Raw genomic sequence first — 16,998 nt, 5'->3', positions numbered from 1 at the left:
ATGAGCGTTGGTTATGTGACGCTCTGCACATAAATTAATGATAAGCATTCCCAGTAACATATGGTAGCATTTCGCATCCACTGAGTCGGTCATCTCCAGGAAGGTTTCTTCCGATCTCGCTCATCTCGTCAGCAGGACCTTTTCATGCACACCCCATCGATCCCGATGCGCCTCACGTTGCTCGCATTTTGCTGTTCCATTGGTTCTCCGGCCTGGACCGCTACTGCTGCCGCCAGTCAGCAGGAAGGCCCGATGGTTCTCGGAGAGACCGATATCAGTGCCGACAAGGCCGACCCGCACGCGCTACCGCCCGTGTACGCAGGAGGGCAAGTGGCTCGCGGCGGGCAGTTGGGTGTTCTGGGCAATGCCGACGTCATGGACGTGCCGTTCACCATGACCAGCTACACCGAACAATTGATCGAGGACCAGCAGGCTGAAGACATCGGCGATGTGCTGCTCAATGATGCATCGGTTCGCCAGTCAAGCGGCTATGCCAACGCCTCGAAGATCTTCGTCATTCGTGGCCTCAAACTGACCACCGATGATATTTCCTACAACGGCCTTTACGGCGTGCTGCCACGCCAGATCATCTCCACCGATGCGCTGGAACGGGTTGAGGTTTTCAAAGGCCCCAATGCCTTCATAAACGGCGTAACACCGACCGGCTCCGGTATTGGCGGCGGCGTAAACCTGCAACCCAAGCGCGCTCAGGACACGCCGACACGGCGTTTTACCACCGACATCAGCAGCGACGGTCGGGTCGGCGAGCACCTGGACCTCGGCCAGCGCTTTGGCGAAGGCAATCGATTCGGCGCACGCCTCAACCTGTCTCAGCGCGAAGGCGAGACCGGCGTTGAAGACGAAGAGCATCGCAGCAAGCTGTTCGCGCTGGGGCTTGATTATCAGGGTAACAACTTCCGTCTTTCCGGCGATTTTGCCTACCAGAAGCAGCGCATCAATCAGAATCGCAACATGGTGTTCGTTGGCAGTGGCCTGACCCGTGTGCCGCATGCACCGGATGCCGACACCAATTACGCGCCGAACTGGACCTGGACCGAAACCGAAGACACCTTCGGCATGAGCCGGGCCGAATACGACCTCAACGATGACTGGACGCTGTACGCTGCAGCCGGTGCCAAGCACACCCGTGAAAACGGTATCTATGGCTCGCCGACTATCAATGACGCCGCAGGCAACATCACGGCGTCACCGTCTTCCATTCCGCATGACGAAGACAACAAGACAGCCATGGCCGGCATCAACGGCAAGCTGCAGGCCGGCGCGGTCAGTCACAAGGTCAACTTCGGTCTGTCCGGCATCTGGACCGAGCAGCGCAGTGCCTACCTGTTCGGCAGTCCGGCTGGCAGCAACCTGTACAACCCAGTGGAAACAACACGTCCTGCGCTGGACAGCTTCTCGGGTGGCGATCTCAGTGACCCCGGTATCATCGGCAAGAGTCGTATGCGCAGCGTAGCGTTCTCCGACACGCTGGGCTTTTTCGATGATCGCCTGCTGCTGACCGCAGGCCTGCGTCGCCAGCAACTGCGCGTCCAGGGCTACGACTATGGCAGCGGCCCGCGCAACGCACTGTATGACGAGGCAATCACCACGCCGGTCTACGGGCTGGTGTTCAAGCCTTGGCGCTATGTGTCTTTCTATGCAAACCGCATTGAAGGCCTTGCGCAGGGGCCGACGGCGCCGAGCACCGTGACGATCAACCCTGGCGAGGTGTTCGCGCCGGCGCGTTCAAAACAGATTGAAGCGGGCGTGAAGCTGGACATGGGCACCTTCGGTGCAAGCCTGGGTGTATACCGTATCGAACAACCGACTGATGGCTACCAGATTCAGGATGGCAGCGGAACGCGCTACGTCCGTGATGGCGAGCAGCGCAACCGTGGCGTGGAAATGAACGTGTTCGGCGAGCCTGTCAGCGGCCTGCGTCTGCTGGCCGGTCTTACTCTGATGGACACCGAGGTGAGCGGCACGTCGGGTGGCAGCAACGATGGCAACAGGGCCATTGGTGTGCCGACCTTCCAGTTCAACGCGGGTGCCGACTGGGATGTGCCAGGCATCGCAGGCGCAGCCATCAACGCGCGCATGCTGCGCACCGGCGGGCAATATGTCGACGCTGCCAACAATCTGAGCATTCCGACCTGGAACCGTTTCGATCTGGGCGCGCGCTATACCTTCAACGTAGCGCAAAAGGACGTCACGCTGCGTGCCAACGTCGAAAACCTGATGAACAAAGATTATTGGGCATCGGCCAATGGTGGCTATCTGACTCAAGGCGAGCCACGCACCTTGAAGCTGTCCGGCACCATCGATTTCTGATCAATCGGCGCTGGCCGCATCGCAGGATGCGGCCAGCCAGTCGATCAGTAGCCGTTACGCTTCAGAATCGTCTCGATGCTCTCTTTCGCTGGCCGCCCGTAGAACTTCAACAGTTCGGCAGTGCGGTTGGTGAAGAAACCGTCAACTCCATCATTGCTGATCCGCTTGAAGTCCTCTGCGTCGTCCACCGTGTAAGGGTGGATCACCATGCCTTTCTCGTGGGTCAGGTTGTTCATCCAGGGTTTGACCAGGTCCATGTAGCTCTGATCGCCACCCTTGGCCAGTTGCGAAGAAGGGCCGGTGCCGATCGCACCATGAGCCTTGGCCCAGTCAATCCACTTCTGGAATTCCTCCGGCGATTTGACTTCCTGCGCTGCGTAGTAGCTGGCCTTGTCCTTGGCCCCCGAGTCTTTGAACGCGACGCTGGATTTAGGCTCTATCGAGCCTTCGCCAATCCACAGCAGCATGACCTTGGGCACTTTCGGCATTTCTTTTTGCAGGAGTTCCAGGCTCTGCTTCTCGAACGTCTGCAATACCACACGCCCCGGCATGTGCGCGACGTTCACATGACCGGCCGCAGCAGCAGGTCGCTGAGCCAGCCAGCCACGTTTGGTCAGCACCTTTTTAAGATCGGCTTCGACACCGGGAAACTTGTTCGGCACCTTGGTCTCGATATACAGCCCAGGCTTGTTCGCGCCGCCTTCGGCGATGTCGATGACCTCATCCAGCGTCAGGATCTGCAACCCGCTGTAGCTTGCGCGCGCCCGGTCGGGGTAAGCCTTGTTGAACCATGAGCCGGCGTCCAGTTGCTTGAGCTCCGCCAGGGTGAAGGTGCTGACCGGGTCCTTGACCCGTGTCGGGAACACTTCGGCAATATTGGTCGTGCGTTCCAGTACGTCATCGTGCAGCGCTATCAGCACGCCATCTTTAGTGCGCTGGATGTCCATCTCCAGATAGTCCGCGCCCAGGTCGCGTGCCAGGGTATACGCCGGAATGGTCTCCTCCGGAGCGTCGAACGAAGCTCCGCGATGGGCGATCACGGCTGGCCAGGGCAGACCGTATTTTTCGCTCAGCACCTTGCCCGGTGCATCCGCCGCCGCTGCCATACCGGATGACAGCATCAGGCCCGACATGACCGCTGCGGCCAGGAAGGTCTTTTTCAACAGGGTTGTGGTCGACAGAGTGGCGGAAAATCCTTGCATGGGCGGTTGGTTCCTTATGGTTGGAAGGTGTTCGACTGCACCAGCCAATACCGTTACTGGTCACAGCGTTGCACGCAACGATAGCGCACTATCGCGTTGGCGAGGTTGCTTGTAACGCAGTCTGTCCGGCAAATGCGTCCACTTCATGAACACCTGGTGTTATCGCGAAAGGTTTTTTCCAACGAGCGCCATTGTCTGTGCAATTGGCTCTGCACAAGCGCACGAAGTCGCGTTACTGTCAGCGTTTTGCTGACCGAACGGGAGTGCGCATGACAACGGTATTGGTGCTGGTGGAAAATCTGGACATGTATTTGCCGATTCTGGAAAGCAGCGGTTATCAGTTGATTCGTGCGCCGACGGCCGAACTGCGCGCCCAGGCAATTGCTGCACACGGGAAGAGCATCAGCGCCGTGATGACGCGTGGGCCACTGGGTTTTTTCGCCGAGGAAATGGATGCACTGCCGAACCTGCGCATCATTTGCGTGAGCGGTGCCGGCTACGAGAAGGTTGATTTGCCCGCCGCGCAGGCACGCGGCATCACCGTGACCAATGGTGCAGGCGTCAACGCCGCCACAGTGGCTGACCATACGCTGGCGCTGTTGCTGTCGCTGGTACGCGACATCCCGCAGGCCGATGCGTCGGTACGCCGTAGCGAATGGCGCAAGGTGGTTCGACCGTCGCTGGCAGGCAAGCGCCTGGGAATCGTCGGACTGGGGGCGGTTGGGCTGGCGATTGCCAGGCGTGCAGCCGCGTTCGACATCGCCATCGGCTATCACAATCGCAAACCGCGCACCGACTGCGATTACACCTGGCACGCCACCGCACAGGCACTGGCTGCGGCGTCGGATTTCCTGATCATTGCCACACCCGGTGGCAGTGGCACGCAGCACCTGATCGATGCCGGTGTGCTTGAAGCGCTGGGCCCTGACGGCTTTCTGGTCAACATTGCGCGTGCCAGTGTGGTGGATACCCATGCGCTGGTCAGTGCACTTCAGAACGAGCAGATTGCCGGGGCTGCGCTGGATGTGTTCGACGATGAGCCCGCTGTGCCGGACGTACTCAAAACGCTGGGCAATGTTGTGCTTACGCCCCATGTTGCAGGCCTGTCGCCCGAGGCTTCCAGAGACAGTGTGCAAATGGTCAACGATAACCTGCTGGCGTTCTTTTCCGGGCAGCCGGTGCTGACGCCGGTAACTGGCTGAAGAAACGTGCAGCGCTGCACGCCAGGCATTGCTGCAATGCCCATTCTGCTGGTTTTGCTGCCTGTTTATAGTCCGCCCGGGTTATACGAAAATCGAACAGGGGGCAGGGCATGGGCACAATCAATAACGTACGCAACACTTTGCAGATCGGGCTGGTGGGCGATTTCAACGCCGATGTGCCAGCCCATCAGGCCATTCCGCTGGCGTTGGCGATGGCGGCTGAGACCGTTCACGTGCCGGTCAGCTTCGAATGGCTACCGACGCCACGGATCGGCAGCGGTGCACGGCTTGGCGAATTTGATGGGCTGTGGTGTGTACCGGCCAGCCCGTACCTGGACATGCAGGGCGCGTTGACGGCCATCCGTTTCGCACGCGAGCGTCTCGTACCGTTTCTGGGGACGTGCGGCGGCTTTCAGCACGCACTGGTGGAGTACGCCCGCAATCAACTGGGCTGGGCAGACGCCGAGCACGGCGAAACTGCGCCGCAGGCGGCAAACGTCATCATCGAACCATTGAGCTGCTCGCTGGTTGAATCCGTGGCGGCGATTCACCTGCAACCCGACACTTTGATTGCCCAAGCCTACGGCACGCTGAATATCGAGGAGCGTTATCACTGCCGCTACGGTCTGCGTCGTGAGCTTGAGCCAGCGCTGTTCGGCGATGCATTGAAAGTCAGCGGCCGCGGCCCTGAAGGCGAAGTGCGCAGTATCGAATTGCAGGGCCACCCGTTCTTCGTCGCCACGCTGTTCCAGCCGGAGCGGGCTGCGTTGCAGGGCAAGGTATCTCCTGTGGTTGCTGCGTTCGTCCGCGCGTGCAGCCAGGCCGCGCAGAGGAATCGATCATGATGGCAGCGCGCTTTCCCACACCCTACTTTGCGGTGGTGTTCACCTCACTGCGTACGTCTGAAGAGGGTCAAACGTACGCAGACGCGGCGCAGCGGATGGTAGAACTGGCCAGGCAGCAGCCCGGCTTTCTGGGCGTGGAATCGGCTCGCGACGAACACGGACTGGGCATCACCGTGTCCTACTGGAGCGACGAAACCGCGATTCTGGCCTGGAAACAGCAGGCCGATCACGCCCAGGTCCGTGAGCAGGGACGCGCGCGCTGGTATCAGGCGTTCACCACGCGAATCTGCAAGGTCGAGCGTGATTACTCGTTCAACGGCTGACGATCAGGGCATTACCGGTGGCGTATAGACCAGCGTAGTGCCCAATGCCCAGAGCAGAAACAGCACCAGCGGCGTGTGGACCAGCAACTGCACGAACGAGAAACCGATCAGGTCACGTGCCTTGAGGCCCAGCACGCCCAGCAGCGGCAGCATGTAGAACGGATTGATCAGGTTGGGCAGCGCTTCGGCTGCATTGTAGATCTGCACCGCCCAACCGAGGTGATACTGCAGGTCGTTGGCGACTTGCATCACGTAAGGCGCTTCAATGATCCACTTGCCGCCGCCCGACGGAATGAAGAAGCCCAGAATGGCCGAATAGACGCCCATCAGAATCGCGTAGGTGTCGTGGGAGGCAATGCTGGTAAAGAATGTCGAGATGTAGTGCGCCAGGGTCTGCGCATCAGCGCCTTTGACTGTGGTCAGTAACGCAGCGATCGAGCCGTAAAGCGGGAATTGAATCAACACGCCGGTGGTGGTGGGCACGGCCCGCGCTACGGCATCGAGAAAGCTGCGTGGTCGCCAGTGCAGCAACGCTCCGAGCATGATGAACAGAAAATTGTAGGTGTTGAGCCCGGAGATTGCGGTGATCGCCGGTTTGCTCGAAAACTCGCTGAACAGCCAGCCGACCCCCAGCAGCACCATCAGGATGATCAACAGCGGGCTGTATTCCAGCCATTCGCCGGGCCGTGTGCGAGGTGCCAGTGGCGGCAGGCTGAATGCCGGGTCGACACCGCAGGCTTTGGCGTCCCGGGCGCTGTTCGGGCCAGGGGCGGTGGCATAGGCCACGATCAGCGATATGACTACCAGCGCGGCGAGCATGACCCCGGATTGCCAGAGAAAGATGGTTTCAGTGAAAGGGATCACGCCGGTTATCGCCAGGATCGAAGGCGGCAGACTGGCCGGGTTGGCCTGCAACTGTGCCGCCGAAGACGACAGCCCCAACGCCCAGACTGCGCCCAGCCCCAGATACGCGGCAGCACCGGCTGCACGATAATCCATGCGCAGGTCGGTACGGCGGGCGAGGGCGCGCACCAGCAGGCCGCCGAACACCAGTGACAGCCCCCAGTTGAGCAGCGAAGCCAGCATGGAAATCAGCGCCACCCATGCCACTGCCGAACGACCGTTACGCGGCACAAGGGCCAAGCGGTCGATCAGGCGCACCGCGGGCGGCGAACTGGCCACGACGTAACCGCCGATGACCACGAAGGCCATTTGCATGGTGAACGGAATCAGGCTCCAAAACCCGTCACCGAACGCTTTGGCAGCCTCGGCCGGACGTGCGCCAATGGCCAGTGTTGCCAGTGTGACGATGACCACCGCCAGCGCGGCAAATACCCATGAATCGGGAAACCAGCGTTCAGCCCATGCGGCGCAGCGCAAGGCGAATCGGGCAGAGCGGCTTTCTTCTATGTTGGCGTTGGCGGCCATTGGGGGCACCTCTTTTTGTAATTATTATCGGGGAGTTACTTGAACAGCCGACTATTGCGGACGCAGAGCGTCCAGAACGACAAATCCTGTGAGAGCGCAGAGGCCAGTACAGTCCCTGGATATCGAGTGTTTGAACCAACGTCTTCGTGAGCAAGCTCACTCCCACAACTGTCCGGAATCTGTGGGAGCGGATTTGTCCGCGAACTGCCGGGAACCGGCAGCAAAACGAAATCATAGAATCTCCCACAGAGATGTATCCATCCTGCTCGAAGATGCCCGCGTTCAGAAACTCATCTCGATCACATCATTCGGCACAATCAGCCTGCCCGCGGTTTTTGCCACGATTTCTTCTACGCTGACCCCCGGCGCACGTTCGCGGAGGATGAAGGCACCGTTGTCGATTTCCAGATACGCCAGGTCAGTCAGAACCTTGCGGATGCAGGCCGCGCCGGTCAGTGGCAGGCTGCAGCGGGGCAGCAGTTTGGATTCGCCATCCTTCGAGGCATGGGTCATGGTCACGATGATGTTGTCGGCACCTGCCACCAGGTCCATCGCGCCGCCCATGCCTTTGACCAGCTTGCCGGGGATCATCCACGACGCGATATTGCCCTCGACATCCACCTCGAAAGCGCCGAGCACTGTCAGGTCTACATGACCGCCGCGGATCATGGCGAAGGATTCGGCCGACGAGAAAATCGACGCGCCGATACGCGCCGTAACCGTCTGTTTGCCAGCATTGATCATGTCAGCGTCTATGGTGTCTTCGGTCGGAAATGCGCCCATGCCCAGCAGACCGTTTTCCGACTGCAACATGACGTCGATGTCGTCCGGTACATAGTTGGCCACCAGGGTCGGAATGCCAATGCCCAGGTTCACGTAATAACCGTCCTTGAGTTCACGGGCGACGCGTTGAGCCATTTGTTCGCGAGAAAGTGCCATGGTCTGAAATCTCTTTGTTGTTGTATGGCCGAGCTGCTCTGTCAGGATTTTCTGACGGTGCGCTGTTCAATGCGCTTTTCGAAGGTGCCCTGAATCACCCGGTCGACGTAAATGCCAGGCGTGTGGATCTGCGTCGGCAAAAGCACACCTGGCTCGACGATTTCCTCGACCTCAACCACCGTGATTCGTCCAGCAGTGGCTACTACCGGGTTGAAGTTCTGCGCGGTGTGACGATAGATCACGTTGCCGAAGTGGTCGGCTTTCCAGCCCTTGACCAAGGCGAAGTCGCCGGTGATGGCCTCTTCCAGGATCACATTGCGGCCATTGAACTGCCGGGTTTCCTTGCCTTCAGCCACTGGCGTGCCATAGCCGGTCGCGGTGTAGAACGCAGGGATGCCCGCGCCGCCTGCGCGCAGTTTTTCTGCCAGGGTGCCTTGCGGGGTGAGTTCAACTTCCAGCTCGCCGCTGAGCAACTGCTTTTCGAACAAGGCGTTTTCGCCCACGTAGGACGAAATCATTTTCCGGATCTGCCGGTCCTCAAGCAGGATGCCCAGGCCGAAGCCGTCAACGCCACAGTTGTTGGAAACGACGGTAAGGCCCTTGATGCCCATACGCTTGATCTGCGCGATGAGGTTTTCCGGAATGCCGCACAGACCGAAGCCGCCGCAGAGTACCGTCATGTCGTCGGTCAGCCCGGCAAGGGCTTCTTCGTAGGTCATTACTCGTTTATCGAGTCCAGCCATGATGATCCGCCTTTTATAGTTGTTGACCGACAGTCGCACTGTCGGAGGATCGGGTGACTTGCATCTTCTCTCGCAGCGACTGATTTGTTAATTTTGTTTTTCTGATCAATTGATAAGAAAAACAAATATATGAACGTCAAGCAGCTTCGGGCTTTTCTGGCAGTGGCGCAGTACCTGAGCTTCGCCCAGGCCGGGGAACGACTGAACATCTCGCAACCGGCGTTGAGCCTGACCATCAAAAGCCTGGAGGAGGACCTTGGCGGGCAATTGCTGACACGCACCACTCGCAACGTCGGCCTGACACCCGAGGGCGAAACCCTGTTGCCGCTGGCGCGCCAGTTGCTGGCTGACTGGGACAACACCGAAGAGCTGTTGCGACAGCGGTTTACCTTGCAAACGGGCCGGGTTTCGGTCGCCGCCATGCCGTCGTTTGCCGGCAATCGATTACCGGCAGCGCTGAAGGTGTTTCGCGGGCGCTACCCACGGGTCAATGTCGCGGTGCATGACGTGATCAATGAACAGGTGCTGGAGATGGTGCGTCACCGCCGTGTCGAGCTGGGCATCGGCTTTGAGCCCGAGTCGAACAACGCGTTGTCGTTCACTCCGTTTTATATGGATCGCTTCGTGGCTGTGGTCTCGAAGGATTCGCCGCTGGCCGGGCTTGGCGAAGTGTCCTGGGCCGAGCTGTTGGGCGAAGACTTCATTGCCCTGCAAAGGCCTTCGGCTGTGCGTTTGCTACTGGAGCAGGCCATCGAGCCGATGCACGGCAAACTGGCGGTGGCGTTTGAAAGCCATCAGCTGTCCACCATCGGGCGCATGGTTGCCAATGGCTTGGGTGTCAGCGCGGTGCCGTCGCTGTGCATCGGGCAGATGCAGGAACTGGGTGCTTGCTGCATCGCGCTGGTAGAACCGCGTATCGAGCGCCGTATCGGCCTGATGATGCTGGCCGATCACAAGCTTTCCGCTGCGGCTCAGGCGTTGCGCGAGGTATTGATCGAGGATGCTCGCAATAGTCGATAGCGACTATCACGGCGGATGATTTTTGCTGCGTCGGGGGCGGGCGTAACCTTGCGTCATTACTGAATGAAGCCTGCCCCGGAGGCCCCAGATGAACCGTATACTTGCCCTTGCGCTTGTCCTCACATTCACCGTTGCACTGCTCTCCGGCTGCTCCACCCACCATGCTGTCGAGCAGCGTCCCTTCAGCGCCGAAGAAAGCCATCAACTGGCGCTTGAAGACCTTAACCGGCGCGGCCTGTCGTTTGATGAATACCAGGCACGCAAGGCGCAATTGATGGCTGATCCGCAGGCACAGCAGGCGCGCGAATTCGATGATAAAGGCGAAGCAAGCGTTGACCTGAATGTGACTGGCCAGCAGCCACAAGGCTAACAGTCCGCTTTTAAAAGAGTTTTTTATCAAACTGTACGGTAATAATTACCGGTCAACTGTCCGTGTGTTTCTTGCAGCGCCTTCTATAGGGTAAGTGCCTGACTCACTGATCTGGACAGGCTGTATGGTGCTCTCTTTCGATTTGCTTCTTGCCTTCACACTCTTCGCGTTCGTCACCTCTATTACCCCCGGCCCGAACAACATGATGCTGCTGGCCTCGGGCGTCAATTTCGGTTTCAGCCGTACGTTGCCGCACATGCTGGGTATCAGCATCGGTTTTTTTGTCCTGGTGCTGGCCGTCGGTTTCGGGCTGGGTAGTGTGTTCAAGGCATGGCCGCTTCTCTACACCATCCTGCGCTATGTCGGCGCCGCTTATCTGTTGTACCTGGCGTGGAAAATCGCCACGTCAGGTCCTGCCTCCGATAACGTCGACAGTCAGGGCAAGCCGCTGAGTTTCATGAGTGCAGCGCTGTTTCAATGGGTCAACCCCAAGGCCTGGATCATGGCGATTGGTGCCATTAGCACCTACACGCCGATGCAGGGCTATTTCTACAATGTGGTGGTGATCTCGGCGGTGTTTGCGCTGATCAACCTGCCCAGTGTCGGCATCTGGGCAGGCTTTGGCAGTTTGTTGCGCAATGTTCTGCGTGACCCGCTGGGGTTGCGCATCTTCAACGGCGTGATGGCCGTGCTGTTGGTGGCCTCGTTGTATCCGCTGTTTGTCGAGCATTGATGCCGGGCTATAAAGCCAGTTGCAAATGCCCGCCGGCCTGCTTGTGACGTGCTTGCAAACGACGTTGCAGGCCGTGATGGAAGTGCTCCAGCCCCTCATGCAGGCGCTCGGTGAGGATTTCGTCCAGGGTGCCGCCTTCTTCGTTGTCGTCGTAGCTGATCTGGGTATCGATGGCGAAGATGCCGTGTAGCACTTCCTGCGATTTGAGCGCCGACAGTACCGGTTTGAGCGCGTAATCCACGGCCAACATGTGCGCGATACTGCCGCCGGTGGCCAGCGGCAAGACCACTTTGCCATGCAGTGCACGCTCGGGCAGTAAGTCGAGCAGGGTTTTAAGTGCGCCTGAAAATGACGCCTTGTAAACCGGCGTACCAATCAGCAGGCCATCTGCGTGCCTGACCGCTTCAATAAATTCCAGCACTTGTGGGCTGTCGAAGCGGGCAAAAAGCAGGTCCTCGGCATTGAAGTCGCGTATGCGCAGCGTGGTGACTTCAACCCCGCGGCTTGTAACCAGCGGCTGGCATGAGCCAGCACTACGCCGGAACGGGATTTGGGCGAAGGGCTGCCGGAAAGTGAAACAACGAGCATATGGGATTTCCTTGCGATAAGCGTGCGTCTGTAAAGCAGCTTGTGTGCCAGCCTTCGCAAGGTCCGGCGATGGCTCGCAGACATTGGGTTTGCGCGCTTTTCATACCGATGGTGCGGCGTTGCCATGCTGACGAAAAGCCAGCCAACTGTTGAACCACTGTTGCTCAGGCAACAGTTTTGCATTGTTCGGCGGGCCAAAAAAAATCCCGCAAAACTGCTTGCAGGAAGATTTTCAAAGCTTCGTCAGAGTCAGTTGCGGAACGCTGCGCCGGTCTGCACCACACTGGCCGAACCGAGCAACTGACTGATGAATCGGCTCCAGCGGGTGATATCGGCCGGGCCGACAAATACCACGTCCTGCGCCTTGAGCTCGAACTGCCCCGCCAGCAGGTAGGCGGCGGGCTTCTTGGCATTGAGGTGGTAAACGGTAGACGTCGCTTCGGCAAAGTTTTCCGCGCCGCGTATCACATACACCGCATCGCCATCTGCGCTGTCCGGGCTGAGGCCGCCGGAGTTGCCCAGTGCCTCCAGCAACGTCAGGCGCGTGGTGCCGAAGGAGATCACTTGCGGGTTACGTACTTCGCCCAGCACGTAGATCTTGTTTCGCGAATTGCTGTTCAGGTGCAGGTAATCGCCATCCTTCAGGAAGATTCTGCTCAGTTGCGAGTCTCTGCGGTTCAGCGAATCGATGTCGATCAGGTAATCGCGGCCATCGCGGCGCAGGGTCAGACCGGCCAGATTGGCATCGGTCAGGTTAACGCCCGCGACACTTACGGCCTGCACCAGGCTCAACGGAATATTGGTAATAGGTTGCGGGCCGGGCACTTTGAAGGAGCCGGACAGGAGTATTCGCTGACTGTTGTAGCGCAGCACTTTGACGTCGACCTTGACCTCGGTGTATTGCGGCGCCAGCCCCATGCGCAATTGCTCGCGCACCTCGCTCACCGTTCTGCCGCTCGCGCGGATGCGTCCGACGTAGGGGAAGTAGAGCGTGCCATCGTTCAGCACCTCCCGGGTGTTGGCATCCAGCTGATCCTGCGAGCCCGGCGCGGTCAGCTCCGGGTGTTCGAACACGGTGACCAGCAAGGTATCGCCAGCGCCGATCACGTATTCGGGAGTCTTGTAGTCAAGCAGCGCCTGCGGCAGTGCCTTGGCATCTGCGGTGGCGCGTTGTTGCTGTTGCTGAAGACTTTTCGGTGTGACCTCGATCAGTTGCGCCCAGGGCTCGTCCGGTTTGCCAGTGGTAACGTCGTCCGGCGTCATGTGCTGCCCCGGGGCGAATGCGCAGCCATGCAGCGCCAGGCTGGTGAGCAGTAAAGCAACTAACCTTGGATTCATTGCGTTTTTCCTTTCATGGCATTGCTCCTTTCTTTCGGCGTACCGACGAATTTCGGCGCGTTCGTTCACTCAGGGGAAGCGTCAGAAGGCGTTCTTGTTGACGAAGCCTTTGAACAGCGTCAGCAGAATGATTTTGAGGTCGAGCCAGATCGACCAGTGCTCGATGTATTCCAGGTCGAATTCCACGCGCATGCGCATCTTGTCGAGTGTGTCGGTTTCACCGCGCCAGCCATTGATCTGCGCCCAGCCGGTGATGCCGGGTTTGACCTTGTGGCGCAACATGTAGCCGCTGACCTGCTTGCGGTACTGCTCGTTATGGGCGATGGCGTGAGGGCGCGGGCCGACGATGGACATATCGCCGTGCAGCACATTGAAAAACTGCGGCAGTTCATCCAGCGAAGTGCGCCGCAAAAATGCCCCCAGCGGCGTTACCCGCGCGTCATTGCGCGTTGCCTGAAGCACCACATCGGCGTTTTCCTGGACGCTCATGCTGCGAAATTTCCAGACCATGATGGAACGGCCGTCCAGCCCATAGCGGCGCTGGCGAAACAGCACCGGGCCCGCAGAGGTGAGCTTGATGGCCGCCGCGATGGCCAGCAGTGGCAGGGCGATCAGCAGCAGAATCAGACTGGACAGGACGATGTCTTCGGCGCGCTTTACCAGGCTCCAGGCACCGTCCATGGGCGAATCAAAAATGCTGATACTGGCCAGGCCATTGATGCTTTCACTGCGGGCATGCAGCAGGTCGAACATGAACACGTCGGGAATCAGGTACACCGAGGCGGTGGTGTCGCTCAAACCGGTAATCAGCTCGCGCAATTGCGGCTCGGCGCTGAACGCGAGGGTGATGTACACCTTGTCTAAACGGCCTGCACGGGCATCCTCTATCAACTGGTCCAGATCACCCAGCACTGGCAGACGACGTTTTTCAGCCTGCAGATTCATCTGCTGCGGGTGCGAGTCGTAAAACCCCAGCAGGTTCAGTCCCATCCACGGCGCGAGGGAGATGGAGCGGGCCAGTCGCTCGCCGACCTGACCGGTCCCGACAATTGCCACCCGGCGCGTATTGAAGCCGTGCCGACGCAGAGTGTGCAGGGCCAGGCGGATCAGCAGTCGATAGCCGCACAGCACCGCAAGCGTCAGGGCGAACCAGCTCATCTGGCCGTTATCGGGCAATTGCGTCTGGTTGAGCAGCAGGCTGTTCAGTGACAGCAGGGTAATGAAGGTTATCGCCCAGTAACTGAAGACCTTGGTCAGTTCGCGCAGGATGCGCTCGCCACGCCATGAACCATATAGCTGGTGATATTCGCTGACCCAGTGAAATACCAGTACCGCGAGGATAATGTGCGACCAGGCCTCGGTGCTGTCGGTGACCTGCAGCCCGGTTTGCCAGTAACCGATCAACACGATGATGATCAGGTCCAGCAGACGATGGGCGAGCGACAGCGCTGACTGATGGGCATGCAGAATGCCGCGGACGGAAGTGCGCATTGGAGGGGCTCGCTCAGACGGTTTTTATGGGGACGACACGGCCTGGCAGTTCGCTGCCCGGGACCGGCGCTGGTTGAGCGACGCGGTGCGGGTGGGGCAGGCGAGCCAGATGCACAAGATGCGAGGTGGCCAGACGGTTCTCGACGAAGGCTTTGATCTCCTGCTCGAAACGCGCCACCGAAAACCGTTCGGCGTTGGCCCGGCAGGCCTGCGGCGAGATGCGTGATTGCGCAGCTTCAAACTCGCCGATGGCGGCGCTCAGCGCTGCCACGGTTTGCTGCCGGTAGAGCACGCCGGTCGGTTGCGGTTGATCCAGGCCGTGCACGGTCTCCATGATGCCGCCCTTGCCGAACGCGATTACCGGCGTGCCGCAGGCTTGGGCTTCAACCGGGCTGATGCCGAAATCCTCCTCGGCGGCGAAGACGAACGCCTTGGCGCTGCGCATATGTTCCAGCAGTACCGCGCCAGGCTGGAAACCCAGCAGCGTTACGTTGGGCGCCTGCCTGGCAATGGCCTGCGCCTTGGCCAGGTCCGGTCCGTCACCGATCATGATCAGGCGTTTGTCCGGCATGGCGGCGAAGGCTTCGACGATCATTGGCATGCGCTTGTAGGGCACCATCCGCGATGCACACAGGTAGAAGTCCCCACGCGCGCCTTGGGGGGTGAAACCGAGCGTGTCCACTGGCGGATAGATGACGGTGGAGTCACGTCGATACGCCTTGGAGATGCGTGCGCCGATAAAGCCCGAATTGGCAATGAATGCGTCCACGCCGGTCGACGTACGTTGGTCCCACAGGCGCATGTAATGCAGGACCAGGCGCGCCAGACTGCCCTTGATTCCCTTGCCCAGCCCTGATTCCTGCAAGTACTGGTGCTGCAAGTCCCAGGCGTAGCGAATTGGCGAATGCACATAGCTGATGTGCAGTTGGTCCGGGCCGCAAAGCACGCCCTTGGCCACTGCGTGGCTGCTGCTGATGATCAGGTCGTAGCCGGAGAGGTCCAGTTGCTCTATGGCCAGCGGCATCAGCGGCAGGTAGCGTGAATAATGTTTGCGCGCGCCGGGCAGCTTCTGGATGAACGTTGTTCTGGCTACCTTGCCGCGCAGCTGCGCGCGGTCCTGATCGCTGAGAAAGTCGATGACTGCAAACAGATCCGCATCGGGCCAGATGTTTATCAGGGAAGCAAGCACGCGCTCGGCACCGGCGTAACTCACCAGCCAGTCGTGGACAATAGCAATTCTCATGGGCGTTCCTTGCTGTAATGGCCCGCGCTACTGCGGATGCGACAGGGCGCATCCTGGCGTTACTGTTGTGGGTTCAGGGTTTGCCGGCGGACGACTCGGGTACGACGTGCTGCTTGCTTGGCGACGCAGGAGCAGACTCCAGCAGCGCATCGATACGCTGGGAAAGGCGCTGCGCGGAAAGGTCCCAGGAAAAACGCTGCACGTTATGCAATCCCTGAACACGCAGCGCATTGCGCAACGGCGCATCCACCAGCACGCGCTGCATTGCTGCGGCCATGTGGCTGACGTCCAGCGGGTCGAAATACAGTGCGCTGCCTTGCAGGACTTCGGGAATCGAAGCGGCATTGGCGGCCAGCACCGGGCAACCGCAGGCCTGTGCTTCAAGCGGCGGAATGCCGAACCCCTCGTAAAGCGAGGGAAATACGAACGCTGTGGCACCCTGATATTGGCTGATCAGCTCGGCATCGCTGAGTCGCCCCAGAAAACGGATGCGCGGGTCACGGCAGGCGAGGTGTTGCAGATCAGGGTCGGCGAACAATGCGCTGGCTGCGCCGACAATATGCAGTTGCAGGTCGGTGTGGCCACGCAAACTCAGAAATGCCTGAATCATCCGGTTGAAATTCTTGTGTACGGCGGGTGAGGAAACTGCAAGCAAGTATTTCGGCTGATCGACAGGTGTCGGCCTCGGCGTGAATTCGTCACTGACCGCAGCGGGCACGACCAGCACCTTGTCCTCGGCGTAGCCATAGAACGAGGTTATTTCCCTTCGCGAGAAGTTGCTGCCGGTGATCAGCGTTCTGGCGCGTGACAGCAGAATCGGGGTGATGGTCCGATAGGCCAGACGGAATAGCCGGGTGTAGCTTTGCGGATAGCGCACATAGGTGATGTCGTGGTGAGTCGCTATCTGGTTGCCATAGAACATTGGCCCTGTGTTGCTGACTGAAATCAGCAGCGGGCTGCCCTGACGTTTCAAGTGAAGCGGCAGGTCGATCTGCTCCCACATATGCCCGGTGGAATGACCGATGCACTGGGCCTCCAGTGCGCTGGCACAGTCATGCAGCCTGATGGTGCGCGGAGCGACGAATACCAGATCGTCGCGCAGCCGCTTCAGGGCTCTGCACATTTGCTCTGCGTAACGCTGTACACCACTGACATCCTGGGTGAGGAACCGTGAATTGATGACAATCATCTCGAGCATCCTG

Annotated in this window: 15 protein-coding genes and 1 pseudogene; 7 read left to right on the top strand and 9 right to left on the bottom strand. The window is 59.5% G+C overall.

Annotation, left to right across the window (positions count from 1 at the left end; all coding sequences use genetic code 11):
* Window positions 1-144: 144 nt before the first annotated feature.
* Window positions 145-2,331 (top strand): TonB-dependent siderophore receptor, encoded by a 2,187-nt coding sequence (locus tag FFH21_RS16840; RefSeq protein WP_011168987.1) that lies wholly within the window; start codon window positions 145-147, stop codon window positions 2,329-2,331.
* Window positions 2,332-2,375: 44 nt separating this feature from the next.
* On the opposite strand, the gene FFH21_RS16835 is transcribed toward FFH21_RS16840, so the two are convergent.
* On the bottom strand, window positions 2,376-3,533 hold the full coding sequence (locus FFH21_RS16835) for a glycerophosphodiester phosphodiesterase (protein WP_004656799.1): 1,158 nt from the start codon (window positions 3,531-3,533) through the stop codon (window positions 2,376-2,378).
* Window positions 3,534-3,802: 269 nt separating this feature from the next.
* Between FFH21_RS16835 and FFH21_RS16830 the strand changes: the two genes are divergently transcribed.
* The 3 genes from FFH21_RS16830 (at window position 3,803) to FFH21_RS16820 (ending at window position 5,903) form a co-directional block, all read left to right on the top strand.
* The gene (locus tag FFH21_RS16830; protein WP_004665719.1) at window positions 3,803-4,735 is read left to right on the top strand and encodes a 2-hydroxyacid dehydrogenase; all 933 of its coding nucleotides are present in this window, start codon (window positions 3,803-3,805) and stop codon (window positions 4,733-4,735) included.
* A gap of 110 nt (window positions 4,736-4,845) precedes the next feature.
* Complete coding sequence (locus FFH21_RS16825) at window positions 4,846-5,580, top strand: CTP synthase (protein ID WP_011168986.1); 735 nt, start codon at window positions 4,846-4,848, stop codon at window positions 5,578-5,580.
* Window positions 5,577-5,903, top strand: coding sequence for an antibiotic biosynthesis monooxygenase (locus tag FFH21_RS16820; RefSeq protein ID WP_004643066.1), 327 nt, complete (start codon window positions 5,577-5,579; stop codon window positions 5,901-5,903). Before FFH21_RS16825 ends, FFH21_RS16820 begins: the two co-directional genes overlap by 4 nt.
* 3 nt (window positions 5,904-5,906) lie before the next feature.
* Here the strand turns inward: FFH21_RS16820 and FFH21_RS16815 are convergent, their stop codons facing one another.
* The 3 genes from FFH21_RS16815 to FFH21_RS16805 all read right to left on the bottom strand — a co-directional run bounded on the left by FFH21_RS16815 (window position 5,907) and on the right by FFH21_RS16805 (window position 9,013).
* On the bottom strand, window positions 5,907-7,331 hold the full coding sequence (locus FFH21_RS16815) for a short-chain fatty acid transporter (RefSeq protein ID WP_004667748.1): 1,425 nt from the start codon (window positions 7,329-7,331) through the stop codon (window positions 5,907-5,909).
* A 282-nt stretch (window positions 7,332-7,613) separates the two neighbouring features.
* A complete protein-coding gene (locus FFH21_RS16810; RefSeq protein ID WP_004665716.1) occupies window positions 7,614-8,270 on the bottom strand; it encodes a CoA transferase subunit B in 657 nt (218 codons plus the stop codon).
* Between the two features lie 41 nt (window positions 8,271-8,311).
* Complete coding sequence (locus FFH21_RS16805) at window positions 8,312-9,013, bottom strand: CoA transferase subunit A (RefSeq protein ID WP_011168985.1); 702 nt, start codon at window positions 9,011-9,013, stop codon at window positions 8,312-8,314.
* Window positions 9,014-9,142: 129 nt separating this feature from the next.
* Between FFH21_RS16805 and FFH21_RS16800 the strand changes: the two genes are divergently transcribed.
* The 3 genes from FFH21_RS16800 to FFH21_RS16790 all read left to right on the top strand — a co-directional run bounded on the left by FFH21_RS16800 (window position 9,143) and on the right by FFH21_RS16790 (window position 11,136).
* Window positions 9,143-10,033: a LysR family transcriptional regulator gene (locus FFH21_RS16800; RefSeq protein WP_004661015.1), complete on the top strand. Its 891-nt coding sequence runs from the start codon at window positions 9,143-9,145 to the stop codon at window positions 10,031-10,033.
* A gap of 88 nt (window positions 10,034-10,121) precedes the next feature.
* The gene (locus tag FFH21_RS16795) at window positions 10,122-10,403 is read left to right on the top strand and encodes a hypothetical protein (RefSeq protein WP_002554048.1); all 282 of its coding nucleotides are present in this window, start codon (window positions 10,122-10,124) and stop codon (window positions 10,401-10,403) included.
* Between the two features lie 124 nt (window positions 10,404-10,527).
* Window positions 10,528-11,136, top strand: a complete 609-nt coding sequence (locus FFH21_RS16790) for a LysE family translocator (RefSeq protein ID WP_004661013.1) — start codon at window positions 10,528-10,530, stop codon at window positions 11,134-11,136.
* 7 nt (window positions 11,137-11,143) lie between these two features.
* Here the strand turns inward: FFH21_RS16790 and ssuE are convergent.
* From ssuE to FFH21_RS16765, 5 genes and pseudogenes are all read right to left on the bottom strand, one after another.
* Window positions 11,144-11,724, bottom strand: a pseudogene (ssuE, locus tag FFH21_RS16785) (NADPH-dependent FMN reductase).
* 249 nt (window positions 11,725-11,973) lie between these two features.
* Complete coding sequence (locus FFH21_RS16780) at window positions 11,974-13,062, bottom strand: polysaccharide biosynthesis/export family protein (protein ID WP_011168983.1); 1,089 nt, start codon at window positions 13,060-13,062, stop codon at window positions 11,974-11,976.
* A gap of 81 nt (window positions 13,063-13,143) precedes the next feature.
* Entirely contained in the window at window positions 13,144-14,553 is a 1,410-nt protein-coding gene (locus FFH21_RS16775; RefSeq protein ID WP_004665712.1) for an undecaprenyl-phosphate glucose phosphotransferase, read from the bottom strand.
* Window positions 14,554-14,566: 13 nt separating this feature from the next.
* Window positions 14,567-15,796, bottom strand: a complete 1,230-nt coding sequence (locus tag FFH21_RS16770; protein WP_002554042.1) for a glycosyltransferase family 4 protein — start codon at window positions 15,794-15,796, stop codon at window positions 14,567-14,569.
* A 73-nt stretch (window positions 15,797-15,869) separates the two neighbouring features.
* Window positions 15,870-16,985, bottom strand: coding sequence for a glycosyltransferase family 1 protein (locus FFH21_RS16765; protein WP_011168982.1), 1,116 nt, complete (start codon window positions 16,983-16,985; stop codon window positions 15,870-15,872).
* Between the last annotated feature and the right edge of the window lie 13 nt (window positions 16,986-16,998).

Origin of the sequence: Pseudomonas sp. KBS0707 (assembly GCF_005937945.2) — a bacterium.
GTDB classification, from domain to species: domain Bacteria; phylum Pseudomonadota; class Gammaproteobacteria; order Pseudomonadales; family Pseudomonadaceae; genus Aquipseudomonas; species Aquipseudomonas amygdali.
Note: the sequence above shows the minus strand (reverse complement) of the source record. Positions and strands in the feature narration are given on the sequence as shown.

Excerpts from the sequence above, each read along its gene's own strand:
- FFH21_RS16840 (WP_011168987.1), top strand. The coding sequence starts at position 145 with ATGCACACCCCATCGATCCCGATGCGCCTCACGTTGCTCGCATTTTGC.
- FFH21_RS16790 (WP_004661013.1), top strand. The coding sequence starts at position 10,528 with ATGGTGCTCTCTTTCGATTTGCTTCTTGCCTTCACACTCTTCGCGTTC.
- FFH21_RS16800 (WP_004661015.1), top strand. The coding sequence starts at position 9,143 with ATGAACGTCAAGCAGCTTCGGGCTTTTCTGGCAGTGGCGCAGTACCTG.
- FFH21_RS16770 (WP_002554042.1), bottom strand. The coding sequence starts at position 15,796 with ATGAGAATTGCTATTGTCCACGACTGGCTGGTGAGTTACGCCGGTGCC.
- FFH21_RS16815 (WP_004667748.1), bottom strand. The coding sequence starts at position 7,331 with ATGGCCGCCAACGCCAACATAGAAGAAAGCCGCTCTGCCCGATTCGCC.
- FFH21_RS16820 (WP_004643066.1), top strand. The coding sequence starts at position 5,577 with ATGATGGCAGCGCGCTTTCCCACACCCTACTTTGCGGTGGTGTTCACC.
- FFH21_RS16835 (WP_004656799.1), bottom strand. The coding sequence starts at position 3,533 with ATGCAAGGATTTTCCGCCACTCTGTCGACCACAACCCTGTTGAAAAAG.
- FFH21_RS16765 (WP_011168982.1), bottom strand. The coding sequence starts at position 16,985 with ATGATTGTCATCAATTCACGGTTCCTCACCCAGGATGTCAGTGGTGTA.
- FFH21_RS16795 (WP_002554048.1), top strand. The coding sequence starts at position 10,122 with ATGAACCGTATACTTGCCCTTGCGCTTGTCCTCACATTCACCGTTGCA.
- FFH21_RS16830 (WP_004665719.1), top strand. The coding sequence starts at position 3,803 with ATGACAACGGTATTGGTGCTGGTGGAAAATCTGGACATGTATTTGCCG.
- FFH21_RS16775 (WP_004665712.1), bottom strand. The coding sequence starts at position 14,553 with ATGCGCACTTCCGTCCGCGGCATTCTGCATGCCCATCAGTCAGCGCTG.
- FFH21_RS16780 (WP_011168983.1), bottom strand. The coding sequence starts at position 13,062 with ATGAATCCAAGGTTAGTTGCTTTACTGCTCACCAGCCTGGCGCTGCAT.
- FFH21_RS16810 (WP_004665716.1), bottom strand. The coding sequence starts at position 8,270 with ATGGCACTTTCTCGCGAACAAATGGCTCAACGCGTCGCCCGTGAACTC.
- FFH21_RS16825 (WP_011168986.1), top strand. The coding sequence starts at position 4,846 with ATGGGCACAATCAATAACGTACGCAACACTTTGCAGATCGGGCTGGTG.
- FFH21_RS16805 (WP_011168985.1), bottom strand. The coding sequence starts at position 9,013 with ATGGCTGGACTCGATAAACGAGTAATGACCTACGAAGAAGCCCTTGCC.